We start from the raw sequence: 13709 nt of genomic DNA, 5'->3' as shown, positions 1-13709 counted from the left end.
GTCTTAATTTTTTTACGATAGAATATCCCTTTAAAGGGAAAGACCGATGTATTTCAAGCACTCATTTTTATTATTACTGCTCTTGAACAGTTTTGCCTCTGCGGGTTTTTTCAGTGACAACAATGAGAGTAAAGAGGTCGGGCTTTCCACGCATATCATCAAGTTTGGCGGAGAAGAGGTTTTTGATGAGTCAGACCTCCTTGACGCTGTCAGTGCCGACCATAAAAGTTTCTACCAATTCTGGAAAGATGACACGGCGCGCATTAAGGATAAACTTCTTCCCACGCTTGGGGCAACACTGCGCAATTACTTTGATGCCGAAGGCTACTATGATGCCGAATTCAAGATCAAACAGACCAAAACAACGGTGAAAGTCAGCGTTAAAGAGAACAAGCCGGTCCTTGTCAACGATATCAATATCAGCAGTGACTACAAGATTGACGATATGATCACCTTTCATAAGGGAGATATCTTCAAGGCAAAGGAGTTCATTGCTGTCAAGGGAAGGATCTCGGAAGAGATGCTCAAGCAGGGATACTGCAGTTACTACCTGGATACCAAGGCTTATGTTGACCTGAATAAACATACTGTCGATATGACATTTGTACTTAAAAAGGGTGATATCTGTACGTTTGGAAATGTAACCGTTCAGGGCAATGAAACCATTGATGAGAATATTATCAAATCACGTGTCAGAGCCAGAAAAGGACAACGGTTCGATCTGGAAAAAGTGAAAGATACCTATGATGCCCTGTATGGCCTGAACTCTTTTGATTCCGTTCTGGTCAATATAGACAGGAAATTCTACAATGTCGTCCCGGTAGATATCACGGTATCGGAAATGGATCAGCCATACCATTTTGAAGTGGGTGCGGGGTATGACAGTTATGTAGGTATGCGTATGCATGGACAGGTTCTCAAGCATAACTTTATGGGAAACGCCCAGAAGCTTCAGCTAGACCTTGCCTGGTCGCAGCTCGAACAGCTTGCGGTATTGAGTTTTTTCAAGCCGGTGGTCTGGGAACCTTTTGGTTTCTGGCTTGACCTTGGGACAAAAGGCGGGTATTCGAATCTCGGATATGACGGATTCCGGGAAAAGAAACTTTTTTTTACAACATACCTGAATCATGCAACGGAACGTTTTGATATCAAACTGGGTCTTACTTTTGAATCTATAGATATTTCAAAACGTGATGACGGTCAACCTGAACTGCCTCCCGGAGCGTATAATACTTTTTTATTGACCTACCCCTACCTGGATGTGACGTATGACGGCAGGGATTCCAAACTCAACCCAAAATACGGATATTACATCAGAGGGTATGGAGAATGGGGTATTCCTACCAATAGCGAAACCAGTGCCTATCAGAAATATCTTTTGGAACTCAGGGGAATTTATACAGTTGCCGATCTTACTTTGGCAACAGTTGGAAAAGTGGGTGTCATCGAGATCGGGAATGAAAGCAACAATCACGGGATTCCGGAATCGAAGAAATTCTTTGCCGGGGGTATGTACTCCAACCGTGCCTACGGCTTCAGAGAGATCGGTGCGATCACCTCTCCGACCACCGATCTCGTGGATGGTGCCCAGACATGGGTTAACCTGAGTATAGAAGCGGATTACCCTATATGGGGAGACCTTTACGGTGCGGTTTTCAGTGACAATACCATGCTGGCCAAAGAGAGTATGGATTTTAACGGTGACATTATAAGCTCTGCAGGTGTAGGTGTACGGTACATGACACCGGTCGGGCCGCTGAAACTCGATGTGGGTTTCAATGTAAATGATACTTCCATTTACGGTATCCAGTTCCAGATAGGGCAGTCATTCTAATGAAGAAGTTTTTTTATGGTATCTTGATCTTTTTTGTCTCACTCATCGTGATCATCGTGGTCGCTGCAAACTCTTCGTTCGTCATCAAAAAAGTGGCAGATGTGTTTGCGCCTGACTATAATATCAGTTACAGTGACATTAAAGGAAATATTTTTACCGGTGTCAAGATAGACGGACTGAAATATGCCGGCAGGAACATCAGCAGGCAGATCCGTTTTTCATGGAATCCCTCCAAAATCCTTTACGGACGTATTGCGATCAATGAGATCGGTATGGAGAATCTCAATATAGATACTGTAAAAGCGCTCATTGCCTCTTTGCCTCCGGGCCAAGAGGACAACAGCAGTTCCTCCAAACCTTTTCCTGTTGTGGTGACTGTTGGCAAGGTCCATGTCAGTGTCGATCCTTTTAAAGAACAGGGGATATTGTTTGAAAAAACGCTTTTGAATGCTAAAGATATTTCCTATGCAAGCGATGAAGTGGAAGTAGGAGATCTTTCTGCGCAGGTCGATACCAATATCACACAGCTGAAACTGCAGGCAGCTCTGGAAGATGGAACAGTGACGGTCAAAGAGTTGCGTATCGATGAAATAGACAGTGAAACACTGCAGGCGATGTTCATGCCGAAAGAGGGCAACACCACAGAAGAAGCAGAGGCCAAAACAGTTGCAGAGAAGAAGAGCGAACCGATGAACCCTCTCATCCCCAAAGAAGCGGTCATAGAGCATTTTTCCGCTTCACTGAAGCCGAGAAGCTATCTTGCTGCCAGCATAGATAAACTCAAAGTGAACATCGATGATCTCAAAGCGGATATCGTCAGGATCCTCGATAATGAACAAAATGCCATCTCTGTCGGAAATTACGCGCTTGAGCTCAAGAGTGATCTGGGTCAGGCCGACATAGCAGGCTTTCTGAAGAAAGATGTACTTACCTTGAAGAAGGTGAATGTCATCAAAGTAGATACCATGGCACTGAAAGCCATGTTCGCTCCGGACAGCAATGAAACGAATACCACAGCTGAACCTGCTGAAGAAATTGCCCAGACAGAAACAAACGAAGAGAACAATACAAGCACTCAGCAAAAGAAAAACAATCTGATCCCGAAAAAAATTGTACTTGAATCATTACATACGGATATCCTGCCTGCCACTTTCGATCCCGTTCATATTCTGGCATTTGCCATGGATGCCAAAGATCTGAAAGTTGATGTGGAGAAGCGTATGGTCGAGAAGGGTATGATCGATCTGAACGGTACGACAAACCTGAGCAATATCAGTGAGCACGGCCACATCAAAAACAATAAGTTTGAGGCTGAGATCATCTTGACCCCGCGCAACAGATTATATAAGATGTATGATCTCCCAATACGTAAAAAAGCGATAGGCAATGTTACCATTGATATTAATGCAAGCAAAGAAAAAGTAGTTGCGGACATAAGTTCACAGGCAAAAAACCTTTTACTTATGCCAAAGAGTAGTGACAGTAATGAATCAAATGCTACAGAATTCAACATCAATGTCGATTTACTCAAAAGTCATGTAACCTTTGGAGTGAAAGAGAAAAAACTCAATGCAGATACAAAGATCATGGTAACAACACCTTATGCCAAAGATATCATGTTGACGAACCATTTTGAAATGGATAAGAATATCTCCTATTCCGGTGAGATCAAAGCAGGAGAGATCATCGGCCTTGATGCGAAGCTGGTCAAACCCGTGAACAATCTTCATGTGACGTACAGCGGCGATCTTAAAAGTATCAAAACCGATATCGATGCCCAGGGACTTAAAGGTTATTTTGTCGCCAAAGACCTGAAAAAACAGGGTGAATTCCATCTGGAGACCAAAGAAGCCGTAGAAGTAGGGAAAATGGTGGCTTTGCCTGCCGAACTCAATGGTACGAAGGTCAATGCCGTTATCGATGTTCCGCTCAATTTTGCCAAACTCACTCCGATCAATGGAAAAGCGAAAATCAGCTCCAATGTGGCAAATGTAGATGCCGATATTGTGTACGGTGACGCTGTGACACTCAAAGCGGTTACAAAGATACCCGATGATTCACTGCTAAAGAATTTCGACAAGAACATTCACTGGAATGCCATTTTTCCTTTGACAGCCAATGCGAAAATGGGTAAAAAAAACATCATTGCTTCACTCAAATCCAGCAAGATATCTGCAACGATGGATATGAAGCCTGCCGACGGTACGGTAAACGGAAAGATACGCCTTGCCGGATTGACAACCACCCTGAAAGGTAAAGTAGGAGAGGATATCGTCATTAAGAGCGATATCGGCTCTTTCAGTACGCTGCTGGGAACGGTCAAGGAGTTCTATACGGTAAAAGACCTTCCAAAAGTGGACGGAAAACTGGACCTTTCACTCGTGATCAATAAAAAGCGGGAAGCAGCACTGAAGATCACCTCTCCTCAAATCATCTATCATGTAGACCGAAAGACCGACCAGATAATAGATGATGTCCAGGTGGTACTTGCTAAAAAGGGCGATACCGTAGAACTGAGCAATTATAAGATAACCTACAGCAAAATGAAATTCTTTGCGACCAAGCCTTCCGTCGTGGAGATGAAAGAAGGTACGCTCACTATTGCGCAACTGTGGCTGAACGATCAGCTGAAAGTGACAGGGCAACTCGATACCAAAACAATGAAGGGTGAGATCCTTGCGGACGCACCGACCTTTCACCTCGCTCACGAGATGGTAGACCTTGACAGCAGGATCAACATCAAGACCAAATTCAACGGTGCAGCTACCGATGTGAACGGAAAGGTCACCTTGCTCGGAGGGAATGTACACTATGACCTTGGTGCCAAGAGTTTTCCGAGTGACAGTGACATACTCATCGTACAGGATATGAAAAAAGAGGAACCAAGCCCCTTTATGGACAATCTTAGCGTCGATATGATTATTAACTCGGAAAAACCTCTGGTTTATAAGCAGGGTGATATAGATATGAAGGCCAATCTTGATATAAAAGTCCTTAAATCGATCCATTCGGACCCCATGGTCCTTGGAGAAGTCAAACTGGTCAAAGGAGGGAGCTACGACTTTCAGGGAAAACGTTTTGTCGTCAAAAAAGGAGATATCTATTTGACCGGTGATCCCAACAAACCGCTTTTGGATATTGAAGTGGAGTACCAGGCGGAGAATTATCTGATTACCATCAATGTGTCGGGAACGCCTGCAGTACCGGTGATCAACTTCTCATCCAAACCGAGTTTGACACGAGAGCAGATACTCTCTGTGATCCTTTTTGATTCTGAGGAGGGAGCAGGCAGCAACAGCAGTGAAGACATGATGAAAATGATGGGCGGTGCCATGGCAAAATCGGCACTTGCCAATGCCGGAGTCAAGATAGACTATCTTGCCATTGGAGCGGACGGCAGTATGGCGATCGGCAAAAAGCTGACAGACAAGATCACCGTGATCTATGAAAATGATGAGGTTTCCAAAGTTATTTTGAAATACAGGCACTCACCACGTACAGAAAGTGTTCTCAAGTTCGATGAAATTTCACAATCCTACGATATCGTCTATAAAAGAGATATGAGTGAGGATGATATTATTAAGTTCGTCGGAGGAGATAAAAAGAAGTAGGCTTATGAGAGCCTTTTTTTGAAATCCTCATAGCTGAATTCTCTTACTACTTCTATGGTGCCATCAAGTCTTTGTATGGCGATGGCCGGCAATTTGACACCGTTGAAGGTAGTCGCTTTGACCATGGTGTAGTGCATCTGGTCTTCAAAGAATATTCTATCGCCTACCTTTAAAGGTTCATCAAAACTGTAGTCTCCCATAATGTCACCGGCAAGACAGGTATTGCCGGCAAGACGGTAGGTATGGGCTTTGTCCCCTGCTTCACCTGCACCGCGTACCTCTGCGCGGTAGGGCATGATGATGGTGTCGGGCATATGTGCTTCTGCCGATGTGTCCAGAATGGCAATGTCAATGCCGTTGTGAATGATGTCGAGTACCGTAGCGATGAGAGGCCCTGTCTCCCAGCCCACAGCCTCTCCCGGTTCCAGATAGACCTCTACATCGTAACGCGCTTTGAAATCACGTATCAGGGTGACGAGCTTCTCAACATCGTACCCTTTTCTGGTAATGTGGTGGCCGCCGCCAAAGTTGATCCATTTCATTTTCGAAAGGTAAGTTCCGAATTTCATGTCAAAATGTTCAAGGACTTTTTCAAGCGAAGAGCTGTCCTGTTCGCAGAGGGCATGGAAGTGTAAGCCCTCGCAAGTCTCAAGGATGGACTCATCAAAGTTTTGGATGGTGGTTCCCAGTCTGGAATGTAGGCCGCAGGGATTGTAGATCTCTTTGGGAGATTCCGAATATTCAGGATTGATACGCAGGCCAAGTGAGAGAGAGGGGTTGGCCTCTTTTGCCTGTGCGGCAAACCTCCTGAACTGGGCGGGGGAGTTGAAAACGAGATGCTGGGAGAGAGAGGCAATCTCGCCGATCTCCTCCTCTTTGAATGCAGGGGAATAGGTATGTACCTCTCTGTTGAACTCTTCCCGTGCAAGTCTGGCTTCGTGCAGGCCGCTTGCACAGCATCCGTCAAGATATTGCCGGATAAGCGGGAAACTTTTCCAGAGGGCATAGCCTTTCAGGGCAAGCAGTATTTTAGCACCGCTTTTTTCTTTGATCTCTTGCAGCAGTTCAAGGTTTTCTATCAGTTTCTCCTCCTCAAGCAGCCAGCAGGGAGAGGGAAGATGGTCTATTTTTGTACTTTTCATAGAAAATTATAACTTTTTTAGTTAAAATAAAAAATGATGAATGTGAAAAGGTTTTATATATATGAAAGTAAGAGAGAACGAACAGAAAAGAGGCAATACCAGATTTACTGCGCATGATATATCAATGATGGCCACGATGCTTGAACAACTCAGTCATACGATCGATATCATGTTCTTTCTTATGGAACGAAAAGAGGAGAGGAATTTTGTTACAATGCTTGTTTCCGCCCAGAATATCGATCTCAAAGCCCTACTTGAAAAAGAGAAAAGGGAGACCGACATGCTGTTTGAGATCGATGCATGCGAGCCGCTTTACGCACTTATCTGCCAGGATACAAAAATAGACGGTGGATACCATTTTGCACAAAGAGTGGTGCGCAATGCTGTTACAGGGGGAGGGAAAGATGTCTACTGTACGGAACTTGAAGTGCGCACCACGTCCCACAAAATAAAATATATCATTTACCGGCTTATGGAACTATTCCTGAAGGCTAAAAAGGCAAACAAACATGGAGAGATTGTCTTTAAAGCATTGAATTGATGATATACCTCCCCTAAAGAGCTTTCCTTAAGCAATTTTAAGGTAAAATCGCGTCCAAATAATGGCCTACTAGTATGTAGCCAAAACAGATAAGGATAATCGGAATGAAAAGAACATACCAACCACATAACACACCAAGAAAAAGAACACACGGTTTCAGAACAAGAATGAAGACAAAGAACGGTAGAAAAGTGATCTCTGCAAGAAGAGCCAAAGGCAGAAAAAGACTGTCAGTATAATACGGCTGCCGGTATAAGACCATTAGCAAGATTAAACATTTTACGCGGATAAAGAGCAGTAAAGAGTTTAACGGAGTGTACAAGCACTCCACAAAAACATGGCACTCACCTTATTTCGTACTCTTCTACAAAAGATCAGAAGAGTACAAAGTTGGATTTGTTGCCAGTAAAAAAATCGGAAATGCAGTTCACCGAAACAGAGCAAAGCGTTTGCTAAGAGCACATTTCATAGAAAATATCGATCAGCTCAAGCCTGGATCATATGTATTGGTTGCAAAACCTGCCCTTCTAAGCAAAAGTTTTTCAGAGAGTCGAAAAGCCTATCTTCACGCCCTTAAAAAGTGTACAGCATTACAAAAACCTTAGCACAATTTAACAGAGTTAAGACTATACTATCACCGATATATCACTAAAGGTAGAATTTTGGAACAACAAGATCTGAATAAACGACTTCTTCTCGCACTTGCCCTCTCATTTTTTGTATTTGTAGGATACAGTTATCTTTTTCCTCCGCAAAAGCAAGTGGCTCAAACAGAACAGAATATCAGTAATACACAAACACCCAAGGCAGTGACGACTCAGAGCACGCCAAAAAGCACACCTGTTAACATGGACAAAGCACAAAATGCTCCGAAGAGTGCCAGTACCGGGAAAGCACTTGCAACAGTGACTTCCAATACTTTCAAGATCACCATTGATGAGTTTGGACGTATTGCCCAGTATGAACTGCTTGAAGCAAAATACAAAGACGCAGAAGGCCACAACCTTCAGATCCTTGGTACGAACGAGGTCAAACCTCTTGAAGTACGTTTTTCCGATGCGAAAATCAATGATGAAGCGTTCAAAACACCCTATACCCTTGACGGATCGGCATCGGTAGATGTAAGCAGTAATGCACAGATACTGATATTGACACAAAAACTCTCAACACTGACAGTGACCAAAAAGATCACTGTCAAACCGGACGGATCGTACGATATTGATGTGACGACCTCTTCGCCTGCACCGTATTTCATCACACCGGGCCACAGACCGATGGCGGACAGTTCCAGATATATGCTGGTTAGAGGTGCTTTGGTCGAAGGAGCGGATGGTGTCATTACCACTATTCCTGACGGCGATGCCAAAGGTACAGAAACATTTAAAAATGCAAAGATCGCTTCCGCTTTTGACCGGTATGTTGCAACAATGTTCTACGATTTTAAGAAGGGTATGAATGTCTCCATTCTCAAAGTGGGCAATGATGATCCCCTGATATTTGTCGAAGGCGGGCAGAACCTGCATCTTGGCGGATATATCGGGCCAAAAGAGTACAACATCCTGAAGAATATCAATCCGGAGTTGACGAATACGATTGAGTTCGGATGGTTCACTTTCCTCTCCAGGCCTTTCTTCAAGGTACTTTTATGGATCCACGGCCTCATAGGCAACTGGGGCTGGGCGATCATTCTCTTTACATTGTTGGTCAAACTGACACTGTTCCCGCTCTCCTATAAAGGTATGATGTCCATGCAGAAGCTTAAAGACCTTGCGCCTAAAATGAAGGACCTTAAAGCAAAATACAAAGGAGATCCGGCAAAGCTCAATGCCCAGATGATGGAACTTTACAAGAAGAACGGGGCCAATCCTATGGGTGGATGTCTGCCTATGATTTTGCAGATCCCGGTATTTTTTGCATTGTACCGTGTACTTCTCAATGCGGATGAACTTCAGGGTGCCACATGGATCTCTGGCTGGATCAGCAACCTTGCCGGTGCGGATCCGTACTATATCCTTCCTGTACTGATGGGTGTCACGATGTGGTTCCAGCAGAGGATCACACCGAACAACTTTACCGATCCATTGCAGGAAAAGATATTTAAGTGGTTCCCTGTACTGATGGCGGGTATGTTCATTATCATGCCTTTCCCTTCGGGACTGGTACTTTACTGGGTCGTGAACAACATCTTTACCATCGGTCAGCAGTATGTGATCAACAAAGCATATGCCAGACATAAAGAAGCGGCTATTGCTGCACATCACAAGAAGGAAAAGGAGAGCTGATGAAAAAAGTTGAAGCACCTACGCTTGAAGAGGCGTACGAGAAAGCTGCAACACAACTCTCCTGTTCTATTGCCGATCTTCGGTATGAAGTGGTGCAATACCCTTCCAAAGGGATCCTGGGTTTACTAAAGAAAAATGCCATTATCGTAGCGACCTGCAAACAACCTTCTACACTTACAGAGGAAGATACTCCTGCCGAGGCTGAAGAAACCAATATAACAGAAACTGAAACAGTTGAATCCTTTGAAACGGTAGAAGAGAGCCTTGCCTCCGAAGTGATTTCTGCCGTAAAAGAAGAGAGCGGAATCGTTCACCGAGGCGTGGAGAAGGATGCCGTACTTGACAGCTTTTTCAACGTAGAAAACAAAGAGGAAGAGACTGAGAGCGTCGAAGAGGAGAGCGTGGTCTATGATGAATTGGCAAGAGTGATAGAGGATGAACTCAAAGAGCTCCTTTCGCATACCTGTTTCGCCATTGATGTAGTGGAGGTGGATGTGGTTGACAATACGGCATTGATCTTCATAGACGGTGACGATGCGGCACTGCTTATCGGAAAAGAGGGCTACCGCTACAATGCGCTCTCCTACATGCTTTTCAACTGGCTGCATACAAAGTATGAACTCTTCATCAAACTCGAGATCGCAGAATTCCTCACTTCACAGCAGGAGATGATCCGAAACTACATCAAACCGGTCATCGAGACCGTAGAGAAGAAGGGGAGAGGTAAAACCCGTACCCTGGACGGTATTCTGGTACAGATCGCGCTTGAACAGCTTCGCGAAGTCTTTCCGAACAAATATGTCGCGATAAAAACCGGGAAGGCGGGCAACAAATTTGTTGTCATCAATGATTTCAATAACAAGCAATCATAAAACAGTACGCATATAGTGCAAAGCCCCATATGCTACGCTAACGCTGAGTTCACTTCAGCAGTGGGCTCAAGTGACTAGTCACTTTGGAGAAAAAGATGCATAATACGATAGCCGCCATAGCCACAGCGCATGGCGTCTCTTCCATTTCTATCATTCGTGTCAGCGGTGATTCCGCTCTGGAAGTTGCAAAAAAGATCTCGCATCTCGAAGAGATAAAACCCCGATATGCCCATTTGACTTCCCTCTATAACGGCCAAAATGATTTGATAGACCAGGCGATCATGATCTACTTCAAAGCCCCTTTCTCCTTTACGGGTGAAGAGATCGTTGAGTTCCAGTGCCACGGGGGTATGATCGTTGCACAGGAGATACTCGATACGGTGCTCTCTTACGGTGTGAGACTGGCGGAACCCGGAGAATTCTCCAAACGGGCCTTTCTCAACGGGAAGATAGACCTCACAGAAGCGGAAGCGATCTCCAAGCTGATCGAAGCCAAAAGTGTGGATGCCGCGAAAATTCTTGCCAGGCAGATGAAGGGCGAGCTGAAATACTTTGTCGATGAGAGCAGGGATGCCCTGCTGAGGTCTCTGGCATACTCCGAAGTAATGATCGATTATGCCGAAGAAGATATCCCTGAAGACATTATGCAAAGTATCGTCACGCAATTGGACAATCTGAATGAACAGATCACGAAGATCGTGGATACCAGCCATAGAAGACGGGGCCTGATAGAAGGATTCAAGGTAGCGATCATCGGCAAGCCCAATGTAGGTAAAAGTTCCCTGCTCAATGCCCTGCTCTCCTATGAGCGTGCGATCGTAAGCGATATCGCCGGTACGACCAGAGATACTATCGAAGAGCAGGTACGCATCGGTTCGCATATTATCAGACTGGTCGATACGGCGGGCATACGCGAGTCGGAAGACACTATCGAGAAGATCGGCATAGAACGTTCCCTGTCCTCGGTGGAAGATGCCGATGTGATCATCGCACTTTTCGATGCTTCAAGGGAGCTCGACAGTGAGGATGAGAAAATAATTTCGATCATCGATGCGCTGCATGACAAGCATGTGATCGTTGCCATCAACAAGTCCGACCTGGAGATGAAACTTGATAAAGAGATGCTTGACCGTTTCGACCCCATAGAGGTCAGTGCGAAAAAAGGCTTTGTGAAGCTGACGACACGGATGGAAGCGCTGCTTGACAGTATTGGTGAAGGGGAGGAGCTTATGCTGATCTCTGCGCGTCAGATCGAAGCGGTGAACAGGGCGAAAAATGCCATTACCGAAGCAAAAGAGCCCCTGATAAAGGGTGAACTCGAATTTTTCTCCTATCACCTTCAGGAGGCGGTGAAGGCCATCTCTTCCATCTCGAAGCCTTATGACAGTGAAGAGATACTGGACAAGATGTTCGGTGAATTCTGTCTGGGGAAATAGTATGCAGTTTATTGAGAAGGTCATGAATATCGAGAACATTGAACTCTACCTGATCGTCTTTCTGGTCTTTTTTACCCTGTGGCTCATTCGCAATACCGTGCATCACTACCGCGGAGAAAAGCGAAAGGTCAAAAACCTGCACCGCTTTGCCAGAGAGGGCGAAAGGGAGGCGCAGCATGACCTTGCACAGCGTTATCAGAAGGGGAACTTTGTGAAGAAGAACTGTGACAGGGCAGCATTCTGGTACCACAGCGCGGCGCTGAAGGGCGACGAGAAAGCCAAAGGCCATCTGGAGAAGTTCCTGCAAAACCATCAAAAGAAAAAGTGTTAATAGTGTATAATGGCACTTATTTATAAACAAGGAAGCTCTTTTATGACGAAAAAACATATATTATTTTCATTTCTTATGGCCATGGCATTCATCTTTTCGGGATGTGTCAACAACCTGGCTTTCCCGGGAATGGGTTCGGGCAAGACACCTTCACAAAGCGGCAATACCTGGGCGGACGATACCAGTATCGATGATGTCTATATCGACGATCTGGACGAGAACATGACTGAATCAGAAACGAGGATCACGGAAGAGAGTACAGCGTCGGTCGTGAGGCGTATTCCTTTCCCTTCAGGTGAGTACAACCGTCTCGCGCGCATCGGAAAAGGTACGGTCAAAGGTACGATCTACGTCACGGACTATTCAGGCAATAAAATTCCCGGAGGAGGCACGAGACTCTACCTCAATCCGGCGACAAGCTATTCGGACCAGTGGTACACAGAGAGCTATCTCGGCGGACAGAAGATGGAGAAAGCCGATTCAAGACTCTTCAACTATCTGCGCTTTACGGCAGCTGACAATGACGGTCACTTTGCCTTCTACGGTGTACCGACGGGCAGCTACTATCTTATCGGGACGGTCAAATGCGGAACGGAATGCGGGTATGATACACCACAGAGTATCCGCATAGCCAAAAAGATTTCCATACGTGGCAACCAGGTCCTCGAAGCGGATCTTGCAAGACCGGTGGATTGATGAAATTTGGGGATGCGTATTGATTCACGGTGTGTGACTACGCACTAAAAATGCATGGCGTATGCCTTCTTATTCGTTTGGGTACGCCTCTTCCAAAGCAGTATAAAGGTCTTCAGGCGTAATCTCATCCTTCTCATCAAGAATATGCTGCATCGTCACATTATCCTCTTTTCCGTCCCATATTTTGATGTAGCTTCCCTCTTTGTACCCATGGTCCTGCCTGAACTGGTTAAGAATGTTCTTTCCGACATAGAGTTTATAGAGGCTGTCGAGATTCAATCCTGACTGCATGGCCACATCGATGAAGGTTTCCATCAGTTCAGTGGTCGAACCATTGCAGAAAAGTACTTTCATCAGTTTTTCGACCACTTCGATCTGTTCATAATAGTTCTTGTCTGTAGGCGTGGTCTTTTCACGAAAACTTTGGTAATTTTTCAGACTGCAAATGGCATCGGCAAGATCTTCGATGTTTCCCAATCCTTTTATTTTGTAATCTTCAAGCCCCTGTGACATGATGAAATGCCAGATGTCCACCGCTTCGATCTTGATGTTCTCGTAGTCCGGTTCTGCATCAATGTTCTTCCAGTGTTTCCATGGGTAACTCTCAATGAGTTCGGCACACTCCAGGTAGGTACAGCGTTTCCAGTCGATAAGCTTACCGTTCCTGGTCACGCCTTTTTCCCAGCCTTCGCCGTTGGTCGCATCATTGAGTTGTTGCTGAAGTTTCAGCATTTGTAATATTTTGTTCATGGATTGCCTTGTGTCAATATGTGTTATTCCTCGTTCCCACGCTGCGTATGGGAACGCATATGTGGTATTTTTACGTAGAGGAAATTTTAAATTAATATATACGTTCCCGCATTTAGCATAGGAACGAGATACCGATGCGTTATTCTACCTTTTCATCACTTATTTAGTACTTTTTAAGTAAAATATACCCCTTATTTAACCCGGGTTCATCCCC

12 protein-coding genes are annotated in these 13709 nt (G+C 45.0%); 10 read left to right on the top strand and 2 right to left on the bottom strand.

Annotation, left to right across the window (positions count from 1 at the left end; translation table 11 throughout):
* The first annotated feature begins 46 nt into the window (after window positions 1–46).
* Both YH65_RS07225 and YH65_RS07220 read left to right on the top strand, forming a co-directional pair.
* Entirely contained in the window at window positions 47–1834 is a 1788-nt protein-coding gene (locus YH65_RS07225; protein ID WP_046551287.1) for an autotransporter assembly complex protein TamA, read from the top strand.
* Window positions 1834–5445: a translocation/assembly module TamB domain-containing protein gene (locus YH65_RS07220; RefSeq protein ID WP_046551286.1), complete on the top strand. Its 3612-nt coding sequence runs from the start codon at window positions 1834–1836 to the stop codon at window positions 5443–5445. The genes YH65_RS07225 and YH65_RS07220 overlap by 1 nt, the downstream gene beginning before the upstream one ends.
* 2 nt (window positions 5446–5447) lie before the next feature.
* On the opposite strand, the gene nspC is transcribed toward YH65_RS07220, so the two are convergent.
* Window positions 5448–6587 (bottom strand): carboxynorspermidine decarboxylase, encoded by a 1140-nt coding sequence (gene nspC / locus YH65_RS07215; protein ID WP_046551285.1) that lies wholly within the window; start codon window positions 6585–6587, stop codon window positions 5448–5450.
* 61 nt (window positions 6588–6648) lie between these two features.
* Here nspC and YH65_RS07210 point away from each other — a divergent pair, with 61 nt between their 5' ends.
* The 8 genes from YH65_RS07210 to YH65_RS07175 all read left to right on the top strand — a co-directional run bounded on the left by YH65_RS07210 (window position 6649) and on the right by YH65_RS07175 (window position 12745).
* Entirely contained in the window at window positions 6649–7128 is a 480-nt protein-coding gene (locus tag YH65_RS07210) for a hypothetical protein (protein WP_046551284.1), read from the top strand.
* Window positions 7129–7232: 104 nt separating this feature from the next.
* The gene (rpmH, locus tag YH65_RS07205) at window positions 7233–7367 is read left to right on the top strand and encodes a 50S ribosomal protein L34 (protein ID WP_012083326.1); all 135 of its coding nucleotides are present in this window, start codon (window positions 7233–7235) and stop codon (window positions 7365–7367) included.
* A gap of 21 nt (window positions 7368–7388) precedes the next feature.
* A complete protein-coding gene (rnpA, locus tag YH65_RS07200; protein ID WP_342666067.1) occupies window positions 7389–7733 on the top strand; it encodes a ribonuclease P protein component in 345 nt (114 codons plus the stop codon).
* Between the two features lie 57 nt (window positions 7734–7790).
* Window positions 7791–9410 carry a membrane protein insertase YidC gene (yidC, locus tag YH65_RS07195; RefSeq protein WP_046551282.1) on the top strand — a complete coding sequence of 540 codons (1620 nt, stop codon included), beginning with the start codon at window positions 7791–7793 and terminating at the stop codon, window positions 9408–9410.
* Complete coding sequence (locus YH65_RS07190) at window positions 9410–10282, top strand: Jag N-terminal domain-containing protein (RefSeq protein WP_046551281.1); 873 nt, start codon at window positions 9410–9412, stop codon at window positions 10280–10282. Before yidC ends, YH65_RS07190 begins: the two co-directional genes overlap by 1 nt.
* Before the next feature lie 95 nt (window positions 10283–10377).
* Complete coding sequence (gene mnmE / locus YH65_RS07185) at window positions 10378–11718, top strand: tRNA uridine-5-carboxymethylaminomethyl(34) synthesis GTPase MnmE (RefSeq protein ID WP_046551280.1); 1341 nt, start codon at window positions 10378–10380, stop codon at window positions 11716–11718.
* A 1-nt stretch (window position 11719) separates the two neighbouring features.
* A complete protein-coding gene (locus tag YH65_RS07180; protein ID WP_046551279.1) occupies window positions 11720–12049 on the top strand; it encodes an SEL1-like repeat protein in 330 nt (109 codons plus the stop codon).
* Window positions 12050–12091: 42 nt separating this feature from the next.
* Window positions 12092–12745 carry a hypothetical protein gene (locus YH65_RS07175; protein ID WP_046551278.1) on the top strand — a complete coding sequence of 218 codons (654 nt, stop codon included), beginning with the start codon at window positions 12092–12094 and terminating at the stop codon, window positions 12743–12745.
* Window positions 12746–12814: 69 nt separating this feature from the next.
* Here the strand turns inward: YH65_RS07175 and YH65_RS07170 are convergent, their stop codons facing one another.
* Window positions 12815–13495 carry a dUTP diphosphatase gene (locus YH65_RS07170; protein WP_046551277.1) on the bottom strand — a complete coding sequence of 227 codons (681 nt, stop codon included), beginning with the start codon at window positions 13493–13495 and terminating at the stop codon, window positions 12815–12817.
* Window positions 13496–13709 lie beyond the last annotated feature (214 nt).

This window comes from Sulfurovum lithotrophicum, assembly GCF_000987835.1.
GTDB lineage: Bacteria > Campylobacterota > Campylobacteria > Campylobacterales > Sulfurovaceae > Sulfurovum > Sulfurovum lithotrophicum.
This window is presented reverse-complemented; position numbering and strand designations above follow the sequence as displayed.

What these genes read in the sequence shown, in the direction of transcription:
- YH65_RS07225 (WP_046551287.1), top strand. Translation starts at nt 47, where the DNA reads ATGTATTTCAAGCACTCATTTTTATTATTACTGCTCTTGAACAGTTTT.
- YH65_RS07220 (WP_046551286.1), top strand. Translation starts at nt 1,834, where the DNA reads ATGAAGAAGTTTTTTTATGGTATCTTGATCTTTTTTGTCTCACTCATC.
- nspC (WP_046551285.1), bottom strand. Translation starts at nt 6,587, where the DNA reads ATGAAAAGTACAAAAATAGACCATCTTCCCTCTCCCTGCTGGCTGCTT.
- YH65_RS07210 (WP_046551284.1), top strand. Translation starts at nt 6,649, where the DNA reads ATGAAAGTAAGAGAGAACGAACAGAAAAGAGGCAATACCAGATTTACT.
- rpmH (WP_012083326.1), top strand. Translation starts at nt 7,233, where the DNA reads ATGAAAAGAACATACCAACCACATAACACACCAAGAAAAAGAACACAC.
- YH65_RS07190 (WP_046551281.1), top strand. Translation starts at nt 9,410, where the DNA reads ATGAAAAAAGTTGAAGCACCTACGCTTGAAGAGGCGTACGAGAAAGCT.
- mnmE (WP_046551280.1), top strand. Translation starts at nt 10,378, where the DNA reads ATGCATAATACGATAGCCGCCATAGCCACAGCGCATGGCGTCTCTTCC.
- YH65_RS07180 (WP_046551279.1), top strand. Translation starts at nt 11,720, where the DNA reads ATGCAGTTTATTGAGAAGGTCATGAATATCGAGAACATTGAACTCTAC.
- YH65_RS07175 (WP_046551278.1), top strand. Translation starts at nt 12,092, where the DNA reads ATGACGAAAAAACATATATTATTTTCATTTCTTATGGCCATGGCATTC.
- YH65_RS07170 (WP_046551277.1), bottom strand. Translation starts at nt 13,495, where the DNA reads ATGAACAAAATATTACAAATGCTGAAACTTCAGCAACAACTCAATGAT.